17 protein-coding genes are annotated in these 19,445 nt (G+C 63.8%); 5 read left to right on the plus strand and 12 right to left on the minus strand.

Translation table 11 applies throughout. The features are described 5' to 3' along the window. The first annotated feature begins 91 nt into the window (after nucleotides 1-91). The gene (locus ABZF37_RS08880; protein ID WP_372718993.1) at nucleotides 92-2,614 is read left to right on the plus strand and encodes an EAL domain-containing protein; all 2,523 of its coding nucleotides are present in this window, start codon (nucleotides 92-94) and stop codon (nucleotides 2,612-2,614) included. A 34-nt stretch (nucleotides 2,615-2,648) separates the two neighbouring features. On the opposite strand, the gene ABZF37_RS08885 is transcribed toward ABZF37_RS08880, so the two are convergent. Next, nucleotides 2,649-3,953: an EAL domain-containing protein gene (locus ABZF37_RS08885; RefSeq protein ID WP_372718995.1), complete on the minus strand. Its 1,305-nt coding sequence runs from the start codon at nucleotides 3,951-3,953 to the stop codon at nucleotides 2,649-2,651. Nucleotides 3,954-4,100: 147 nt separating this feature from the next. Further along, complete coding sequence (locus ABZF37_RS08890) at nucleotides 4,101-5,825, minus strand: thiamine pyrophosphate-binding protein (protein ID WP_372718997.1); 1,725 nt, start codon at nucleotides 5,823-5,825, stop codon at nucleotides 4,101-4,103. 150 nt (nucleotides 5,826-5,975) lie between these two features. On the opposite strand from ABZF37_RS08890, the gene ABZF37_RS08895 reads away from it, so the two are divergent. Genes ABZF37_RS08895 through ABZF37_RS08905 form a run of 3 tightly spaced genes read left to right on the plus strand, consistent with a single transcriptional unit; the run spans nucleotide 5,976 to nucleotide 8,728 of the window. Beyond that, the gene (locus tag ABZF37_RS08895; protein WP_372718999.1) at nucleotides 5,976-7,262 is read left to right on the plus strand and encodes a Rieske 2Fe-2S domain-containing protein; all 1,287 of its coding nucleotides are present in this window, start codon (nucleotides 5,976-5,978) and stop codon (nucleotides 7,260-7,262) included. 6 nt (nucleotides 7,263-7,268) lie between these two features. After that, nucleotides 7,269-7,742: an aromatic-ring-hydroxylating dioxygenase subunit beta gene (locus ABZF37_RS08900; protein ID WP_372719001.1), complete on the plus strand. Its 474-nt coding sequence runs from the start codon at nucleotides 7,269-7,271 to the stop codon at nucleotides 7,740-7,742. A 5-nt stretch (nucleotides 7,743-7,747) separates the two neighbouring features. Further along, nucleotides 7,748-8,728 carry an alpha/beta hydrolase gene (locus tag ABZF37_RS08905; protein WP_372719004.1) on the plus strand — a complete coding sequence of 327 codons (981 nt, stop codon included), beginning with the start codon at nucleotides 7,748-7,750 and terminating at the stop codon, nucleotides 8,726-8,728. 25 nt (nucleotides 8,729-8,753) lie between these two features. Here ABZF37_RS08905 and ABZF37_RS08910 read toward each other — a convergent pair whose 3' ends face one another. The 10 genes from ABZF37_RS08910 to ABZF37_RS08955 all read right to left on the minus strand — a co-directional run bounded on the left by ABZF37_RS08910 (nucleotide 8,754) and on the right by ABZF37_RS08955 (nucleotide 17,303). Next, nucleotides 8,754-10,457, minus strand: coding sequence for a hypothetical protein (locus tag ABZF37_RS08910; RefSeq protein ID WP_372719006.1), 1,704 nt, complete (start codon nucleotides 10,455-10,457; stop codon nucleotides 8,754-8,756). A 110-nt stretch (nucleotides 10,458-10,567) separates the two neighbouring features. Beyond that, the gene (locus ABZF37_RS08915) at nucleotides 10,568-10,846 is read right to left on the minus strand and encodes a putative quinol monooxygenase (protein WP_372719029.1); all 279 of its coding nucleotides are present in this window, start codon (nucleotides 10,844-10,846) and stop codon (nucleotides 10,568-10,570) included. 81 nt (nucleotides 10,847-10,927) lie between these two features. Then, nucleotides 10,928-11,728, minus strand: coding sequence for an SDR family NAD(P)-dependent oxidoreductase (locus tag ABZF37_RS08920; RefSeq protein ID WP_372719008.1), 801 nt, complete (start codon nucleotides 11,726-11,728; stop codon nucleotides 10,928-10,930). A gap of 11 nt (nucleotides 11,729-11,739) precedes the next feature. Continuing rightward, nucleotides 11,740-12,435 carry an SDR family NAD(P)-dependent oxidoreductase gene (locus ABZF37_RS08925; protein ID WP_372719011.1) on the minus strand — a complete coding sequence of 232 codons (696 nt, stop codon included), beginning with the start codon at nucleotides 12,433-12,435 and terminating at the stop codon, nucleotides 11,740-11,742. After that, on the minus strand, nucleotides 12,422-12,793 hold the full coding sequence (locus tag ABZF37_RS08930) for a hypothetical protein (protein ID WP_372719013.1): 372 nt from the start codon (nucleotides 12,791-12,793) through the stop codon (nucleotides 12,422-12,424). Before ABZF37_RS08930 ends, ABZF37_RS08925 begins: the two co-directional genes overlap by 14 nt. Continuing rightward, the gene (locus tag ABZF37_RS08935) at nucleotides 12,790-13,959 is read right to left on the minus strand and encodes an aromatic ring-hydroxylating dioxygenase subunit alpha (protein WP_372719015.1); all 1,170 of its coding nucleotides are present in this window, start codon (nucleotides 13,957-13,959) and stop codon (nucleotides 12,790-12,792) included. The genes ABZF37_RS08930 and ABZF37_RS08935 overlap by 4 nt, the downstream gene beginning before the upstream one ends. Nucleotides 13,960-14,027: 68 nt before the next feature. Beyond that, on the minus strand, nucleotides 14,028-14,378 hold the full coding sequence (locus ABZF37_RS08940) for a hypothetical protein (protein WP_372719017.1): 351 nt from the start codon (nucleotides 14,376-14,378) through the stop codon (nucleotides 14,028-14,030). Beyond that, complete coding sequence (locus tag ABZF37_RS08945; protein ID WP_372719019.1) at nucleotides 14,375-15,625, minus strand: aromatic ring-hydroxylating dioxygenase subunit alpha; 1,251 nt, start codon at nucleotides 15,623-15,625, stop codon at nucleotides 14,375-14,377. The genes ABZF37_RS08940 and ABZF37_RS08945 overlap by 4 nt, the downstream gene beginning before the upstream one ends. Before the next feature lie 86 nt (nucleotides 15,626-15,711). Beyond that, complete coding sequence (locus ABZF37_RS08950; protein WP_372719021.1) at nucleotides 15,712-16,059, minus strand: hypothetical protein; 348 nt, start codon at nucleotides 16,057-16,059, stop codon at nucleotides 15,712-15,714. Between the two features lie 11 nt (nucleotides 16,060-16,070). Continuing rightward, nucleotides 16,071-17,303, minus strand: coding sequence for an SRPBCC family protein (locus tag ABZF37_RS08955; protein WP_372719024.1), 1,233 nt, complete (start codon nucleotides 17,301-17,303; stop codon nucleotides 16,071-16,073). Nucleotides 17,304-17,504: 201 nt separating this feature from the next. Here ABZF37_RS08955 and ABZF37_RS08960 point away from each other — a divergent pair, with 201 nt between their 5' ends. After that, nucleotides 17,505-19,178, plus strand: a complete 1,674-nt coding sequence (locus ABZF37_RS08960) for a sigma 54-interacting transcriptional regulator (protein ID WP_372719026.1) — start codon at nucleotides 17,505-17,507, stop codon at nucleotides 19,176-19,178. Nucleotides 19,179-19,445: the final 267 nt, after the last annotated feature.

Raw genomic sequence — 19,445 nt, forward strand, 5'->3', positions numbered from 1 at the left:
ACATACATTTGTATAAAAATATAACTCTTGCCGCACGACTTGCGCTGATCCGAATAAGTAATAAGTAAAAAGGCCTCAGGAGAGAGAGCCCATGGAGCACGAACCCCGCTTCACAGATTGGCTGGAGCGCATGACCGATCCGGTGGCGATCCTGGAGGGCGTCACCATTGAGACAATGCGCGCGCGGCACTGGAACCAGGCGTTCGCCGCGCTCATGGGCATCCGCGACGCGAGCAGCGCGAACCAAGACCTGGCTATCGCCCTGGCCCGAGCTGAACCGATGGATCCCGCCCGGCGCCTCGAGGCGCGGACCGATTTCGAGCGTGCCAACAAGCTGGCGCTCAAACAGGGTCGCCATCTGACCCGCTGGCAGTTTCTGCAGACCGATAACACGCTGCTGCAAATAGAGGTGGAGCTCATCGCCCTGCCATCGGTCGGCCCCGAAGCCTTCTGTGCGCATATCCGCGACATCAGCGAGGCGCTTGAAACCAATGAATCGCTGCAACGCACGGAGGCACGTTTCAGGGATTTGTTCGAGGTGGCGTCGGACGCCTGTGGCTTTGTCTCCATCATGGATGACGCGCCGCGCTTCATCGAATGCAACACCGCCCTGTGCCACCTGTATGGCGTACAGGACAAAGCCCAGTTATTGGGTCGTACGCCTATAGATTTTGCTTTGCCTGTCCAGCCAGACGGCCAACCGTCGACGCAGCGTGCCCAGGGCGTCTATGAGCAAACGCTACGCCATGGCCACGCCCGCTTCGAGTGGCTAGCCAAACGCCTGGACGGCACGGAATTCTGGATTGACATCACACTCACGCTGCAGCCGTCCTGGGGCGAGGGCGCGGTGCATTTCTCCGGCCGCGACATCACCGAGCGCAAGCAGGCCGAAGCAACCCTGGCGCGCGCCGAGGAACTGGCGCGGATAACACTGCAATCGATTGGCGACGGCGTCATCACCACCGACGCCCAGGCCCGCGTGACCGGCCTGAACCCGGTGGCCGAACAGCTGACTGGATGGTCACAGGCCGAGGCACAAAACCGGCCAATCACCGAAGTCTTCAAGATCATCAACGAGGACACGCGTACCCCGGCGGACAACCCGCTGCTGCTGTGCCTCGCCGAGGAGCGGGTGGTAGGGCTGGCCAATCACACGGCGCTGCTCAGCCGCAACGGCAGCGAATACGCCATTGAGGACTCGGCGGCGCCCATCCGCATGCCGGACGGCACCCTGGCCGGGGCGATCATCGTTTTCCATGACGTCACCGGAGCCCGTCGCCTGGCGGCGGAAATGTCACATCAGGCCCGGCACGACCCCTTGACCAGCCTGCCCAACCGGCGTGAGTTCGAGACCCGGCTGGACGAGCTGCTGGAACAGGCCAGAAGGACGAATTCGCAGCACGCCCTGTGCTACGTGGACCTGGATCAATTCAAGGTCGTCAACGACGGCTGCGGCCACGGCGCCGGCGATCAATTACTGGCCGAGCTGGCTACCCTGCTCAGCCAGAAAATTCGCCGCGGCGACACACTGGCGCGCCTGGGTGGCGACGAATTCGGGGTGTTACTGGCCGACTGCCCACCGCAAAAAGCCGCCGAGATTGCCGCCGAGCTGCTGGGCATCATTGGCGACTTTCGCTTCCGCTACGGCGAGCGCAGCTTCAACGTCGGCGCCAGTATCGGTCTGGTGCCGATCACGGCCACCGCCGCCTCGGCAGCAGAACTGCTGACCGAGGCCGACCTTGCCTGCTATACCGCCAAGGATCTGGGCCGCAATCGGGTGCATCTGTTTCGTCCCGGTGATGCCGATCTTGCGCGTCGGCGCAGCGAGATGCAGTGGGCCACCGAACTGCGCCTGGCGATGGATGAGAAGCGCCTGGTTCTGTATGTGCAACCGATCACTGCGCTGGCTGATGCGAGTTCAAAACCGTGGTTCGAGGTACTGCTGCGCCTGCGCCATCACGACGGGCGCATTGTGCTGCCGGGCACCTTCCTGCCGGCGGCCGAACGCTTTGGCCTGATGCCGCTGATCGACCGTTACGTGCTGGATCACGCCCTGCCCCTGTTGCTGCAGCCCGACGCGGTCGGTGGCGCCCGGCTATCGCTGAACCTGTCCGGTAGCTCGCTGGAGGACGAGGCAGTCATGGCCATCTTCGAGAACTACTTTGCCGATCCGCGCCGCGTCGACGGCAAGTTGTGCATGGAACTGACCGAGGCAACAGCCGTGGCGCATCTTGGTCGCACGCGCGCGTTCATTCAGCGCCTGCGCAGCATGGGCTGCCGGTTCGCGCTGGACGACTTTGGCACTGGCGTGTCGTCGTTCGCCTACCTCAAGCACCTGCCGACGGACTACCTCAAGCTCGACGGCAGCTTTGTGCGCGACATCACGCGCGAACCGATCGACCGTGCCATGGTGGAGGCCATCCATCGCCTGGCCACCATCATGGGTATCGAGACCATCGCCGAGTTCGTGGAGGAAGCCGACACCCTGCGACTGCGCAAGGACATCGGCGTCAATTACGGACAGGGCTTTTTGCTGGGTCGGCCGGTACCGATCGAAACGCTTGCCGGAAATGCTTGGGCTCACCAGCCTGGACTGGCAACAGCCAACATGTGAAAACATTTCTCAACGGGCTGGTGTACTCCGGCCGTCAGCATCCCTGGCCAGGATCGTCGCCCTCGCCAGACGGGCGAGTGCCTTGGTCGCTTCCCCAGGCCAGATCGCAGCACAGTACGCCCGGCACGCCAGCCAGTGGCGCGGTTACTGCCAAGGTCAGACAGGCGACGCCAAAGCCGCGTTGCAGATGAGCGCGGCTTATCTGCACCGCATCCGGGCGCGCGACAGCGCGCGCGAAATAACCACTTTCCGAGGCATCAGCGCCGTGCTGATCCAGCAATAGCGGAAAGCGCGGCGCACTCGCCTGAGTACCCATGACGCTGTCGCCACGCTGGATGCCATCCCGATCCAGCCAGTAACAACGCAATAACGGCCTGTGTCCAAGCAGCGGGGCGGTCGAGGTTCGCACGTCGTCACCAGCGGCCAGGCGCCGCGCAGCAGCAGCCAGATTTGCGCGCCATTCGTCCAACCAGCCGGGCAGTGGCGCCGCGGCGGCGGACGAACTTGCCGCCGCGCGCAGGGCGTCGATGGGGGTAGCTGCTGCAATTTCCAGCAGGTTGGCCGCTGGCCGCGCGAAATGAAAGCCCTGGGCCAGGTCGCAGCCGACCTCCAGCGCCAGCAACGCCTCGGTAAAAGTCTCCACCCCTTCCATCAGCACCAGCGTGCCGCAATCGTGCAAAAACTCGACCAGGCTCGGCAACAGACGGCGCTCGTCGGGACTGGCCAGCGCCGCTCTGAGCAACTCCCGGTCCAGCTTGACGATATCGACACCCAGCGACCACAGGCGGGTAACGCTGGATAACCCGACGCCATAGTCGTCGATGGCTACCAGGCAACCCATGCGCCGGTAATGGGCCACCGCATCGGCCAGGGTGTCGCCATCCTGAACGCCGCTTTCGGCGATTTCCACCACCACCCGGGCCGGATCAAAACCGGTTGCCTCCAGCAGTGGGGCCAGAAATTCGCCGTGGCGGCGGCGGCTCGCCACCACCAGCGGCGACACATTAAGAAACAACCAGCCAGCGTCTTCTCCGGCCTGGCGCTGAAAATTGCGCAGGTGCAGCAAGCGACACAGGCGATCCAGATCGACCAGACCCACCTCGTCCAGCCCGCCACTGAAGAACCGAAACGGTGTGGCGCCGCGACCATCGGCATAGTCGAGGCGCACCAGACCTTCATGGCCCACCACCCGGCCGGTGCTCAAAGTGACCACCGGCTGAAACACGCTCGACAAACGCAAGCCGCGAAACTGACCCTGCCAGATACCTGCTTCATCAGGCTTTGCCTGCTTGCTGATACCGTCGTAGGGCGAACTATTGACGCAGGTGGGTAGGGGCATGTTCACCTTGGTTTCAACTCGCTCTGGGTGACTACTGGGACGTAGCGATGGCATGACTGACGCGTTATCGGCCAGTCGTGCACAAATCTGGAGCGAGTCCGGCGCACGCCCGCCGCCGTTGCCGGCCGCGGGCGATCGCCGACCTGATCAGCCACCGAATACCTTGGCCAGGAAGGCGATTTCGTCGCCGATGCGCACGTCCAGAATGGCCGGCTTGCCGTCGCGCACGGCCGCCACCGCCCGTTCGACGGCGCCACGAATCTGCGCCGGGTCTTCAACCTTCTCGCCATAGCCACCGAACATCACTGCCAACTGGCCATAGTCCGGGTTCGGCGCGATCGGCGAACTGACATGATTACGGTTGGTCACCGCCGCGCCCTGCGGGTAGAGGAACTCGGTACCCATCTGCATGGACCGGTAGTGACCGTTGTTGAAAATCACCGTGAGCATCCCGACGCTGTACTGCTGGGAGAAACCGAGCGCGGCCAGGCCGGGGTTGTAGTTATAGGTGCCGTCGCCCACGAAGGTGACCAACAGTTTGTCCTTGAGGCCGATGGCGGCGCCCAGACCCATCCCCAGACCCAGGCCCAGACCACCCGACAGGGCGTTGATGAAATGGCCGGGCTTCAGGCGGTCCATCACGTTGATGATGGTGTGGTGGGACAGGATGGTCTCGTCCACGATCACCGCGTCATCCGGCAGGCAGGCATTCAGTTCGTGGCACAGAAAGCGTGCGTCAATAGGCGTGGCGGCGGCATTCTGCAGCGCGTCCTCGCGCCACTGGGCACGCCGGCCCGTGCTGCGCCCGGCCCACACTTTGCGCCTTGCATCGGCGCCGCCGGTGGCCTGCGGGATCAGTTCCAGCAATACCTCCACCGCCGCCATCGCATCGCCCTGGATTTGCAGATCGGCGGTAAATCCGGTGTAGGGGTCACGCTCGCGCAAGGGATCCTGTGCCACATTGATCAGCCTGGCGGTCTTGGGCGTCATGGCGGTCGGCGGATACCACGGACCGGGTGACTCCAGCATCAGCACCGCATCCACTTCCCCCAGCCAGGGCTGGGCATAGAAACCGGCGTGCAGGTCATGGTCTCGCGGGAAATTCACGTAGCCCGGGTGCTGACCTTCCACCACGCCGGCGCCAAGGCGCTCGGCCAGTGCCACCAGTTGCTGCGCCTGCTCCGCCGTGCGAGCGGCATTCTCGACAATGATCAGCGGGTTTGTTGCCGAGCGCAGCCAGTCGGCGGCCTCGGCCAGCGGCGCGCGCAGCGGCTGCGGCGTGCTGGGCGTCGCGTACCGGGTGGGTGCCGGCAACACCGCCGGCTGATGCAGATACTCGAACGGCAGGGACAAAAATACCGGCCCTTGCGGCGCGGCCATGGCCAGTGCACAGGCGCGGTGTACGGCGCCGGCCAAAACAGCCGGCGTATTCAGGCCGAAGCTGGACTTGGTAAAACTGTCGACCAGCCGCGCCGGCCCGCCATGATCGGCCAGGAAGCGACCCCACTGCGCGCCGACCCAGGCATCCGGTCCCTCACCGAAGGTCACCGACTCACCGGCCAGCACCAGCAGGGGAATCTGCTCGTGATACGCGGCGCGGATGCCCATTGAGGCATGCAAGGTGCCGACGGTGGCGTGGATCAGGCACACCCCAAGCTTGCCGGTGGCGCGGGCGTAGCCCATCGCCTCGCCAATGGCCAGGTCCTCGTGGCGGATGTTGTAGTAGGTCGGCGCCGGCTGGCCCGCTGCCTGGCGGCGGGCCAGGGCTTCCCATAAGGGCGGCCATTCAGATCCGGGCGACGAGAAGATCGCCTCCACGCCGTATCCAGTCAGAATGTCGAGAAATACTTCGGCACCATTGGGTTGGCTCATCGGCGTTCTCCTCGTGATTTAGTTACGGCAATCAGTCTGGCTGGAACCGGACCGTGCCCGGTGTCAATCATAGCCCGGCATGCCGACCGAACGATCAGCCGGGAAGGCGTGCTAATTTTGCTTTCCCAACCGCCCCCGCCGAGGAGCACCATGAACGCACCGCAGGCCCTTTCCGATTACGCCCACCTGGTGCAGACCGACCGAATTCACGGCTCCATCTACACCGACCCCGCCATCTTCGAGCAGGAGATGGCACGCATTTTCCACCGCGGCTGGCTGTGTCTGGGTCATGAAGCGGAGATTCCGCAGCCGGGCGATTTTCGCGCCACCACGCTGGGGCGCCAGCCGGTGCTGATGGTGCGTGGCGATGATGGCCAGGTACGCGTGTTCATGAATCGCTGTCGCCACCGCGGCATGACCCTGTGCGAAGACGAAACCGGCAACGAGAAATTCCTGCGCTGCTGGTACCACGGCTGGGTGTACCGCAATACCGGTGAGCTGGAAGATGTGCCGCTTGCGAACGCTTATGGCGCGCAGTTCCGACGCGAGGATTTCGGCCTCACGCCAGTGCCGCGCATGGAAAGCTACCGCGGCTTCGTGTTCGCCAGCCTGGCGCCGACCGGGCAGTCCTTGCTGGAACACCTTGGACTGGCCCGGCGCTATCTGGACATTTTCCTGGACGCGTCTCCGACCGGCGAGATCGACGTTACCGCCGGCGTGCACCGCACACGCTATCGCGGCAACTGGAAGTTCGTCGGCATGGACGGCTACCACCCACACTACACGCACCGCTCGGTGATGGATTCCTGGAAGCGGCGGCCCGGCGGGGGCATGGCCAATCTTCACCACGGCGACCCGTTCTGCGACGAGTCCGGCAACCTCACCCGCGATGCCGGCAACGGCCATGTTCTGCTCGACATGTTCCCCAGCCGCCTGGCGCACGTGGACGAGTACCTGGCCGGCATCCGCAAGCGTCCGGGTGGCGAGGATTACATCGCCGCCATGCAGGAGGCCCATGGCCCGCAACGTGCCCGCGAGTTACTGGCCTGGGCCGGCGACCCGCATGTCGGCATCTATCCCAACCTGCAACTGATTGGCATCCAGATCCGCATTATCCGGCCGCTGGCGGTGGACGACACCGAGGTGCTGATGTTCCCGGCACTCCTCAAGGATGTGCCGCCATCCATCAACGAAATGCGGCTGCGCCAGCACGAGTCCTTCTATGGTCCGGCCGGGGCTGGAGCACCGGACGACGCCGAAATCTTCGAGCGTAACCAGCAAGGCCTGGGCGCCACGGTGGAGCCGTGGGTCTATCTGGCGCGCGGCCTGGAGCGCGAACGCCAGGACACAGACGGCTCGATCATCGGCATGCCCGGCGACGAGACCACCCAGCGCGGGCAACTGCGCGAATGGAAACGGATGATGAGCGAGGCTTGAGCAGGCATGGACATCACGCGCGAGACCATCGAGTCGTTCCTGTTTCACGAGGCGGATCTGCTCGACGAGTTCGCCGTCGAGGAATGGTTGGCACTGTGGACACCGGACGCCTGTTATTGGGTGCCCTGCAATGGCCGCGCGGGCGGTGACCCGACGCGAGAGGTGTCGCTGATCTATGACGACTATGCCCGCCTGCAGGACCGCGTGTGGCGCCTGGCGAGCCCGGCCGCGCACAGCCAGCGCCCGCGCTCGCGCATGCGCCGGGTGGTTGGCAATATCCGCTTCGAGCTGCGCGAGGGCGAGTTGCACACCCGTTCCAACTTTCTACTCGCCGAACTGCGGCGCGGGCGCCAGGAAATCTGGTCCGGGGTCTGCCAGCACCGCCTGCTGGCCAGCGGTGACAATTTCCAGATCAAGGCTAAAACCGTGCTGCTGACGCAAAGCGACGAGGCCATCGACAACCTGAGCTTCCTATTGTGAGTCCTATGAACCAAGATCTTGAATCGGCCCTGGCGGCCCCCCTATCCGGCCAACTGCATCCACAAGTCGCCGCCCACCTGGCCCAGCTTGCCGCCATGGACCCGCCGCCGCTCGAAGCGCTGACCCCCGAGCAGGTGCGTGTGGGATTCGCCATGCAGCTGAAAATGACCGCCGGCCCCAGCACGCCATTGGCGCAGGTACGCGACCTCACCCTGCCGGGGCCCGGTGGCGCACTCAAGGCACGCCTGTACCACCCGCAAACAACCGGCACCTTGGCCGGGCTGGTGTTCTTCCATGGCGGTGGCTGGGTGATTGGCGACCTCGACAGCCACGACGACCTGTGCCGCGACCTCGCCGCGCAGGCCGGTTGCGGCGTGCTGGCCGTGGACTACCGCCTGGCGCCGGAACAACGCTTTCCGGCCGCCGCGCAGGACGCCATCGCTGCCACTGCCTGGGCAGCGACCCATGCGGACGAACTGGGGTTTGACCCGACCCGTCTGGCGGTTGGAGGCGACAGCGCCGGCGGCAATCTTGCTGCGGTAGTCGCGATCGCTGCCCGCGATAGTGGCAACGCGCCGCTACGCGCCCAGCTGCTGATGTATCCGGTGACCGACATGTCGCGCCTGGACGGCGAATCCTACCGAGCCTGTGGCGAAGGCTACGGCCTGACGGCCGGTGCCATGAGCTGGTTTCGGGACCACTACCTGGCCAGTCCCGAAGCGGCCCGCGATCCCCAGGTGTCGCCGCTGCTGGCATCCGACCTTGCCGGCTTGCCGCCCGCGCTGGTGGTCACGGCTGAATTCGACGTCCTGCGCAGCGAGGGCGAGGCCTACGCCCGCCGCCTTGGCCAGGCGGGCGTCACCACCCGCCTGGTCCGCTACCCCGGCATGATCCACGGCTTTGCGTCCATGGCCGGGGTGCTGGCGGTCGGTCACCAGGTGCGCACCGACATGGCGCAGTGGCTCAAATCGACCCTGGCCGCCTAGGCCATAACCAGGCCCGGGCGACCGATCACGGCGCCGCGGCAGCCTGCATCGCCGCGGGCCGCACGCCATCACCCGGGTCCAGTTCCACCAGTGCCTGCGGCCCCTCGCCGGTGGCGGAGTACGCCGTCCATAGGTTTCCGGTGTGGCGATCGAAGGTGATCATGCGCAAAAAGGCACCCGGCCGCGGCAGGGGGTAGCGGGTAAAAGCGTAGGTCGTTGGATCCATGCGGTAGATCACGTCGGCATTGGTGGTTCCTACCCACAAACATTTGCGCCACGGGTCCCAGGTGACGTTGTAAGTGGCCGCCCAGCGGTCGGGCAGCTTGACCCGCGCCAGCTGTTTTTTGGCCCGGGTATCGTAGATAAACACCTCGCTTGAACCCATCAGCGGCACATAGATGCGGTCTTCTTCATCGATCGCCAGACGACGCGGACCCTCGCCCATCTCAAAGGGAATGTGGGTTTCGAACGTCAGGGTCTCGACATTGAACGACCCGACCCCACCGCCGAGCTGCGCGTACCACAGGTGCTTGCGCTCAGAATCCATGACCATGCCGTAAATCGCCGTGTGGATGGTGCCCTTACCCTCAGGCTGGGGTGCCTGGAACTGCACCGTCTCGCGCGTTTCGGGGTTGAGGCCGCCAACCTTGTTCAGGCCGATCAGCGTCGCCCAGACGCGGCCCTTGTGATCGTAGGCGACCTGAAAGTTGGAGTCGAGCGCGAGGTCATGGATCAGCGCCCCGGCGCCGAAGTCCTGGTACAGCGTCCATTTCTCGGTCTGCGGGTCCAGCCGCATGAGCAGATCGTTTTCGATCGAGGTGACCCACAGGTTGCCGAGCGGATCATCGACGATGGTATGGGGCCCGCTGGCCTTGTCGAACGGCACCTTGAAGTATTTGACTGTGCTGTCGCGGGGATCCAGGCGTACCAGTTGATTGTGGGTCAGATCGGCGCCCCAGGCGTACGGCGAGCGCGCGGACAAGCCGACCTCGCGCGTAAAGCCGTCGGGCGGCATCTGATACTCGCGGATCACGGTGCGCGGGGTCACCCCCAGTGGCGCACCGGGGTTGTAGGACTTCAAGACCGAGTAGTCGGTCGGCAAATGCGCGGCCAGCGCGCGGGCAATGATGGCTTCATCTTCAAGGTCGTAACCGGCGATGCTGGGATCGGCCTTCACCTCGTGCGGAAAATCCGGCCAGGCGCTCATTTCCGGACCCAACTCGAATGTCTTCACGCGCATGTACTGAATCATCGCGTGCCAGGCCACCTCGCGGCCCGCCAACGGCGTGTCGCGGGTGAACTCTGCGTAGCGCTGCATCTTGGGCGCCGGCAACTGGTGACAACCGGCGCAAATCCACAGCGCGTGCCGGCTGTCGGCATCGTCTGGAAATCCTTGCATCCAGGCCGAAGCGGGCACATCGGCGGCGACATTTTCGGTACGCTCCAGCGTCAGATCGACACGCCGAACCTGCCCCTGCAGGGCGCCCATCTGACTAAGCGGGGTCGGCCCGGCCGGGGCGTAACCGAGCAAGCGCGCCGACAAGGTCAGTGCAGCCTCATCCTTACCCGGATCGGCAAGCTCGTAACTGCCGTCAGACCCGCTAAACACACTGGTGCTCAACGCCCCGACCACCGGCGCGCTCGGCTCCACCGTCACCATCACCCCCGCCAAAGGTCGGCCCGTAGCGTCCACAACCTTGCCGTGCAGTTGCACAGCTGCAGCTGGCAATGTCCCAATCGCTAGCGCGAAAAGGGCGAAATAGCGTGCCTTGCCTTGCATCGTCTTGTACCCCTCGGAGGCCACACAGACCCCGTATATCCCGGTAACAACCTTTGTTCTCAGCCAGCAGGCGCCCAGGTATTCAGCTCCGGCCCGCCCGCGAGTAGCGCCATCAGGCGCTCGCGGAAGGGCTCAAGCGCCACGTTGGCCCGATGCCCATCCAGAGCCGACTGGTCACGGTACACCTCGTACATGAACACCGTATCCGGGTCCTCGACACTCCGGTACGGGTCGTAGGCCAACATTCCAGGCTCTTTGCGGCCTTCGGCGGCCATTTCCTGAAGCAACTGAGCCAGTTTGTCACCTTGCCCGGGTTTGGCGCTGATTTTCACTGTCACTAAGAACAAAACATAACTCCTTGATTAATTATGGAAAAGTCCACCTTGGCCAGGAAACTGTTAGCCGTACGAACGAGCCTCTCAAGCCAGCAGACGCCCGAAGCGGGCCGCGTACGAGCCACCATCCACCGGCAGGCAATAGCCGTTGATATAGGAAGCGTAGTCCGAAGCGAGGAACAGAAAACCTTCGGCAACATCCGCCGGCTGCCCCGGCCCCATCGGCATACCGGCGCCGGCCTGGGCCACAAAGCCATCGACCGGCACACCAAGGTCTTCGAGCCCCTTGATCGCGCCCTGGGTCAAGGTAAACCCTGGCTGCACGCCACATACCCGGATGCCATCCAGCGCAAACATGCCGGCACTGACCCTGATCAGCATCTCCTGAGCCCCCTTGGCAGCTCCATACGCCGGGAAAACAGCCGGGTGAGTAAACGCACCGTAATCGCCAAAAATGGATGCCGTCGCCACCAGAATCACCCCGGCCTTTTGCGCCCGCATCACCGGCACCGCTGCCTGGATGGCAAACAAAGTGCCCTTGGCGAGAACCGCGTGCTCAAGATCCCACTGCTCCTCAGCCAAATCCTCAAGCGCCATGGAAATATTGCCAAACGGCGTGCTCACGAGGATGTCGACGCCACCCATCAACTCCACTGCCCGCGCCACCGTGGCTTGCACCTGTGTCTTGACGCTGATGTCCAGCACCACCGACCAGGCGGTACCACCCGCGCTGGTAATGTCCTGGGCCGTGCCTTGCGACAGATCCCCGAACAGATCACCGCATACGACCTGTGCGCCCTGTTCCGCGAACAACTTCGCGGTGGCCTGACCGATCCCGGAACCAGCCCCGATCACCAAAGCGCGCTTACCTTGCAAAAGTCCCATCGTGGTCTACCTCACGCGTAAAGAAGTCCACCATCCACCAGGACAGAGGCGCCATTAATCATCCGCGCGTGGTCCGAGCACAGGAAGGCCGCCGCCTTGGCAACCTCGTCCGCCGTCCCGGCGCGGCGCATGGGCACCCGACCGGCGGTTTCGTCGAACAAAGTGCTACTGCCGGCCTGACGTTCTGTGAGTTGGCCACGCTGCTCCATCGCCGCCCGCAACGCAGGGGTGTCGATAAGCCCCATCACCACCGCGTTGGCCCGCAAGCCATTCGCCGCACCGAACAGTCCCAGCGCCTTGGTCAGGGGCCCAACTGCGGCCTTGCTTGCGCCGGCAAGGCCCATCTCCGGGCTGGTTGCCATCGCCCAGGTGGAAGAAACAAAACAGACCGCGCCCGGGCGGCGCAAGCGCTTGAGCGCGATGTGACCAGCGCTTACCGCAACCGCGCCGTTGAGCTCGCTCAGCTCGCGCCAGCGCCCAACTGACCAGTCCTCTGGCTTGCACGGGCTCCAGTCCGAGATCGCATTGACCAGAATGTCGACCCCGCCCATCGCCGTGTGCGCTTGCTCGAACGCCGATGCAACGTCAGTGTCGGGCAGGACAGTCGAACTGACTCTCGCCCCTTCGGCACGGAACAAGGCCACAATCGCCCCGCCAATGCCGTCGCCCCCATCAAGCACCAATACATTTTTTTTATCCAGTAACACAATTGCCTCCCACCGGTATTGCTCCCGTCGCTGTCGCACCGATCTGAAACCGCTCTGCCTCGAACGCGCCCGGCGGCATGTCGGCGCACTGGAAACGCTCCACCGCTACAGCGGCCTCGACAAAGGACAGCGTCAACCAGAACAGCCGTTGCTCACCCGCATCAAACGTGTCGATGGGCTTTCGATTCAAGTCGTCGAGGATGCCCGGCAGGCGCGGCAACAGGGCGCGATACAGCGCTTCCAACTCAGGGTAATGAGCCTGCAAATGGCGCTGCGCGCGCTCGGATTCCGTAGCCAGGGACCACTCTTGGGCGAGCAGCTCAAGGTCAGCGTAAGCAGCGGGTAAGGCAGGGATCACAACTCACCCCGCAGGTGCGCCTCGACCACCTCAAGGCTGTGCAGCAGCGGCAGTTCCTGCGCCGAAAGATGCAATTCTTCGAGCACGCCGCTGCGTAACATGGCATGCGTCGCCTCGACGGTGGATAAGTCCTCGCGCTGCACGAACCGGCCAAGCACCTTGGTGTATTCCTGCGCCAGGGCATCGCCGGCATTCCTGGGCGGGTACATGTAGATTCGAAACTCCCAGCGCGTGCGGTCCACCGCCAGCGGCCACAGGTGATAGGTGCCGTACCAGGTGCCCGATGGGTCGAGGTGGAAATTCGGAAACAGCACATTGATATCGAAAATCCAGGCCGCTTCGCGCTGTGGGTTGACGCCCGGCGCCTGGCTGTCCGAGGGCGCCGAGGGCGCCGGATAAACCGGCGTGGCTGAGTACTGAAACGCGATGCGCTCCATCGGTGTGGGCTGGTGACTGAGATTGCCGTGTACGCTGAGCGCGTGGTGCCGACCGTGGACCCGCACGGAGGCGAGATGGCAGTGCGGATTGTCGGGACCGGCGACCGCGTCGGCCACCGTGCGACGGTGCAGGATCGGCGCGTGGTAAGCCTCTTGCAAGGCGTCGGCCACCAGCTTCCAGTTGGCCTTGACCTCGGCATGGTAGAAGGCCGCCAGGCGCATGTCGGCAAACGGAAAACCGTCGAAGGCTCCGTTCAGTTCACCGAGGTAATCGGCCAGTGACACGGCCGGCCGCGGATTCGCATTCACGAACACGAAGCCGTTCCACACCTCGCAGGCCAGGGCTTTCAGGTGAATCTGATCCGGGTCCAGGTGGGGAAACTGATCGCGGTCCGGCAGCTCCCGCAGCCGGCCGGTCGAGTCGTAGGTCCAGCCGTGAAAGTTGCAACTGAAGCCAGGAGCGTGGCCGCAGCGGTCAAGCGCCAAGCGGTTGCCGCGATGCACGCACAAATTATGAAAAGCCCGGATGCGCCGGTCCTCGCCGCGCACCAACAGCACCTGGGTGTCGAGCACTTCCAGGTCCTTGACCAGGAAATCGCCCGGGCGGGGTAGCTCTTCTTCCCGCGCCAGGTTCAGCCAGCAGCGGCGAAACACCTGGCTCCGCTCGGCCTCGAAATAGCCCGCGTCGATATATGGCGCCACCGGTACCGTGCCGGAGCGCAACGGCACAGGCCTTAGAAAATCCGCACCGCCCATGGCGCGCTAAGCCGTCGACGGCAGGAATGCCCGTTGCGGTATCAACCCGGCGTCCCCAGCGGCGCGAAGTCGAGCCGCTCCGGCACAAAGTTCGCGCAGTGCACGTCCTGCTGGTTCCACATCTCGAAAATGCGCGAGCACTCCATAAACGACAATGCCAGCATGGCCAGCTGCTGCTCGGGCGGCGGCAGGGTCTCCAGCGTGGGCGGGTACGCCTCAAGATGCGTCAGCATCGCCGTGATCCGCGGCGACAGGGTCTTGTAGAACTCGCCAATCAAAACCATGTCGCTGTGGACGCGCGCCAACATGCGCTCGCGCTCGCTGGGCAGCGCCCAACTTTCGACAAAACGCGCCAAATCCTCAAAGCCAGCCGGCAGAATCTGGCCGCTCATGCCGCCACCTCGCCGGGGAAGCCGCGTTCGATGATTTGCTGCAACACCGCGTACCCATGGCGCACGGCCAGTTCCTGGTCGGACAGCTGGATGTGGCTGATCGCATCCGGCGACAGCGCGCTTTGCTGCGGCTCCACGTGGTCGAAATCCTCGCGCATGACGTCGCGGGTCATGGCGATGATTGCCTCGCGACACACCCGTTCGGCCATATTCTTTACTGGCTTCATATAAACGCGAATGTCGAAGAAGGTGCGGTCGACGGCCTCTGGCCACATGATGATGGTCACGTAGATGCCACGCCCGGTCAGCAGCACGGTGTTCGGAAACAGGCCCAGCACGTCAAAGCTCCAGGCCGGCAACCCTCCCGGGTTGACCCCAGCCGGCAAATCGGGCGGTTTTGCGCCAGGCTCCGGGAACGTGAACGACGTCACCACGCCGTACTTGATCATCAGTTGCTCGACCGGCGACTGCGGGCGAAACGGGTTGCCCGGCACGGTCACCAGCCGGTGCAACTGATGCAGGATGATGTTCGGTAGCTTGATCTCGGGCTTGGCTGGGGGCTCGCCGACTTTTTTCCCCGCTTCGTCACTGACCGGATGAATCGGGTGGATGTTGAACACGTGGTAGGCCTCGACCGACACGTCAAACAGCAGCTTCCAGTTCACGTTAGCGGTGACGGTGTAGTGGGCCGCCTCCTCCAGGCCGCCGAAATAGCCCTGGTAGCTGTCGCGAATTTCGCCCAGGAACGCATCCAGGCTGATGGCCGGAGCGCGGTCCAGGTTGATGAACACGAACCCTTCCCACACGCCGCAGTGAATCGACGTCAAGCCCAGTGCCGGTTTGTCGAGCTGGTAGAACTCGTTCTCGTCGGGCACGAAGGCCAGCTTGCCGGCGGTGTCATACACCCAGCCGTGCAGTGGACAGACGAAGCCCTTCACGCCACCGCCACAGCGACCGTGCGACAGCTTGCTGCCACGGTGCTTGCAGGTGTTGTGGAAAGCACGTACCACGCCGTCCTCGCCACGCATCACCAGCACCGAGGTTTTCGGGCTGGCAATGTCCTTGACGAACCAGTCACCGGGCTTGGGAAGGTCCTCAACCCGGCCTACCACCAGCCAGGACCGCCGATACACGCGGTCGCGCTCGATCTGGAAATGCTCGGGCGAGATCATCGGTTCGGTCGGCAGCGGACCGGTACCCAAGTCTGGGTAATTACGAATCCACCGCGTGTCGGCAGGCTGGTTCATGGTCTCTCCTCCTTGAATTTGTGCAGCGTTATGAATCTCGGGCGAAAGTGGGGCGCCGCCCGGCGACCCTCACCAACAGGCCAGCCTCAGGTCTCCCAGGCGTAGGGACGTTCAACAATTTTCATCCGATCGATTTCGAAGGCCGGCTCCGGCAGATCAGCGGCCTGGAATACCTCCCAAGCCGGGGCCACGTCCATGAAGGCCAGCGCCAGATAAAACAGCGGCCGATCGCCCTCGGGCACCTGGTCAAGCGGGTGCTGGTCCAGGTAGGCAACGATCGCGTCCATGCGCAACAACATGGCGTCGTAGAAATCCTTGATTTCCTCGGCGCTGCCTTGCACGCGGCGGGTCCAGCGATCGTGCTCACGTGGGCACGCCCAGCCGGCGCTGACAAAACGCTCAAGGTCCGAAAATTCCTCAGGCAACGTGGCCATGGTCAACTCCCTCAATCCGGCGCGTTTACGCGCTCGGCCACTTTGAAATACGAGTGGCGCACAGCAATCTCGTTATCGTTCAGCTGCATGTGGCTGATGGCCCCGGAGCGCAGCACCGACTGCGTGTTCTCCAGGGTTACAAGATCTTCGCGAATCACGTCACGCAGGGCCGCCTGCGAATTCTGCTGCGCGATGCGCCCGGACACGGTGGTGCATTTGGGCAAGTACTGACGTAGCTCCCAGTAGGTTTCGTCCACCGAGATCGGCCAGAAGTGCTGGGTGACGTAGAAGGCGTCGCTGGCCAGAAACTGCACGTGCGGGAAGATGATGTTGATATCGAACGACCAGTCGGAGGCACCGCTGGGGTTCAGCCCCGGCAAGTTACGCGTGTGTCCGTCCTGGTAGGCATACACGTTGTTTCCCGCGTACTTCACGGCATGCTGCACCGACGGCGCTGGCACAAAGTCGAGATTGGCCGGGAACGACGCCCGCCGCTGACCCTCCGGATACAACTTCACGTACAGCAGGTGGGCGAACGGATTGTGCTTGGACACAAACGGCTCGCAAGCGCTTTTGGCGTGCAGCGTGAGAGCGTGGTAGCCCTCCTGAAACGCATCGAGTCCGATTTTCCAGTTACACCGCACGTTGGCGGAGTAGACGTTCACCAGTTCGAAGTTCTCGAATGGAAACGCCTCGACCTCGCGCCCCCAGTCGCCGAGCGCTTCGGCCAGTGTCTCGCGCGGGGTATCCATGGCATTGATGAACACAAAGCCGCGCCAGGTATCGCAGTGAATCGGTTTCAGGCCCAGGGCGCACTTGTCGAGGTCGAAAAAGTCTTCCTCGTCGACGATATGGGTCAGTCTGCCTTGCAAATCGTAGGTCCAGCCGTGAAAGCCACACATGAAGCCACGGCTGTCGCCAGTCTTCTCGCCAGCACCCATAACGACCTTGTTGCCGCGGTGCCGGCAAGAGTTGTGAAATGCCCGCACCACGCCGTCGTCGCCGCGCACCAGCAGTACCGAGGTCTCGAGGATCGGCATTTGCTTGACCACATAGCTGCCGGGTCGAGGCAGTTCATCCTCCCGGCACAGCAGCAGCCAGGTGCGCTTGAACAATTTCTCGCGCTCCTTTTCGAAGTAGGCCGACGAGATGTTCGGCTCGTGTGGCAGCGGGCCCGTGCCCAACTCCGGATACTGCAAGGTCCATTTCTTCGCCGGCAATACCGGTGACGCAGGTTGATTCATATCGCTCTCCTCTTGACGATCGCTCACGCCACGGCCTGGGCAGCGACCGCTCTGAACAATATTCATACGCAACGGGCGTGCCGTTAGGGTGCAAAGCGCCTGTTGATGACCTTTGGCGAGTCTTCAAAGCCACATCTTAACGACACGCGTATTATTAAATAGTCACTTTTTTGAGTCAGTTCGGGCCTGGAATCTTCCCAAATGAACAATATCATCCCCACCGCGGAGGACGCGTTGTCCTCGCAGTTGATGCAGGAAGTTTGGAGCTTGCTGCGCTTCACACCCGGCTCGGGTCACGTGTGGATGGACGACAGTCGCATCGCGCTGATCTCGTCCGCCGCGTTCGCCAACCTGCGCCGCGCCCTGATTGAGGGCGTCGGGTTTGAACGCACCGGCCAGATGATGACCCGCATCGGCTACGCCGAAGGCAGCAAGGATGCCAAGCTTTACCGCCAACGCCACCCGGCGGGCAGCGCCCAGGAAGCGCTGTCAATGCGCGGCGAACTGCAGGCCATCGCCGGCTTTGCCTCGCCCGGTGAGATACATCTGGACGCCGACCTCGCGCATGGACGTTTCTATGCCGAACTGGCGTGGAACGACTCGCTGGAAGCAAACGTGCACGTGCTCACCCAGGGCATCGGTACCGAGCCGGTGTGCTGGATCCTCACCGGCCACGCCAGCGGTTACTGCACCGACATCACCGGGCGCGCCATCCTGTTCCGCGAAGTGGAGTGCCGCGCCACCGGCGCGCCGCGTTGCCGGGTCATCGGCAAGCCACTGGACGAGTGGGGCGTCGAAGCCAGCGCTTTTTCCGAGTATCTGCGGCCGCAGCCCTTCGTCAACCGCTTCAGCGAGCGAGGTGCCGATGAGGGCCTGGAAGACGTGGTCGGAAGCTCGGCGGCGTTCTTTACCGCTCTGCACCTGCTGCGCAAAGTGGCGCCGACCAAGGCAGCGGCCCTGATCCTTGGCGAAACCGGGGTCGGCAAGGAAGTGTTTGCCCGGGTACTGCACCGCATGAGCCCACGCGCCACACAGCCGTTCGTGGCGGTGAATTGCGCGGCGATTCCTGAGAGCCTGATGGAAAGCGAGCTGTTCGGCGTCGAGCGCGGCGCCTACACCGGCGCCACCGAATCGCGGCCTGGACGCTTCGAGCGAGCCCAGGGCGGCACGTTATTCCTGGACGAGATCGGTGCCCTCTCGTACGCCGCCCAAAGCAAGTTGCTCAGGGCGCTGCAGGAAGGCGAAATCGAACGGGTCGGTGATCGCACCACCCGCAAGGTCGATGTGCGGATTGTCGCCGCCACCAATGTCGATCTTGAGCGAGCCATGCGCGATGGGCGCTTTCGCGAGGACTTGTACTTTCGCCTGAACGTGTTTCCGATCGTCATCCCGCCGCTGCGCGAGCGGCCGGAAGACATTCCGCTGCTGCTGGATTACTTCCTTACCCGCTTCAGTCGCCTGCACCAGCGACGCGTCACCGGCGTTTCCGAGCGCGCGGTAGAAGCGCTGCTGCTGTACGACTACCCGGGCAATGTGCGCGAGCTCGAACACATGGTCGAACGGGCGGTGATCATGGCCGACGACGACGCTGCCATCGACCTGTCGCACTTTGCCAGCTTCGGCTCGAAGCTGAGCCGGCGCTCCGCGGGCCCGGGCGTGGACGGTGCGGTACAGATTCGTGCCGGCGTCGCAGACGCGACGGCGGCCGGCCTGCTGGACCAGGGGCTTGACCTGCCGACCTTGGAAGCGCAACTGCTGCAAGAAGCAGTGGCGCGTGCCGGCGGCAAGCTGGCGCCGGCTGCCCGCCTGCTCGGCATCAGCCGTCCACAGCTGGCGTACCGCCTGAAAAAACGAGGCGCAGCCAAGCTCGCGTAGCGACCTTGCGTTGCCGATGGAGTGATCCGGTTCCACTCAGGCACCGTGCGCTCGCACCTTCCTTGACTACCGACAAGCCAGCGACGACAGCACTCCCCCAGCATTCCTCTGGCCCGTCCCGGCCCAAGTGCTTGGCGCGGAAACCTGGAGGAGTGCCCCATGGCTGTCAGCCGCATTGGCTACGTGAGCCTTTTTGTAACCGACCTGGAGGCGGCACGACGCCATTATGTCGAGGTGGTCGGCCTGCGCGCGACGGACCGCGACACG

Source organism: Immundisolibacter sp., assembly GCF_041601295.1.
In the GTDB taxonomy this organism is placed as follows: domain Bacteria; phylum Pseudomonadota; class Gammaproteobacteria; order Immundisolibacterales; family Immundisolibacteraceae; genus Immundisolibacter.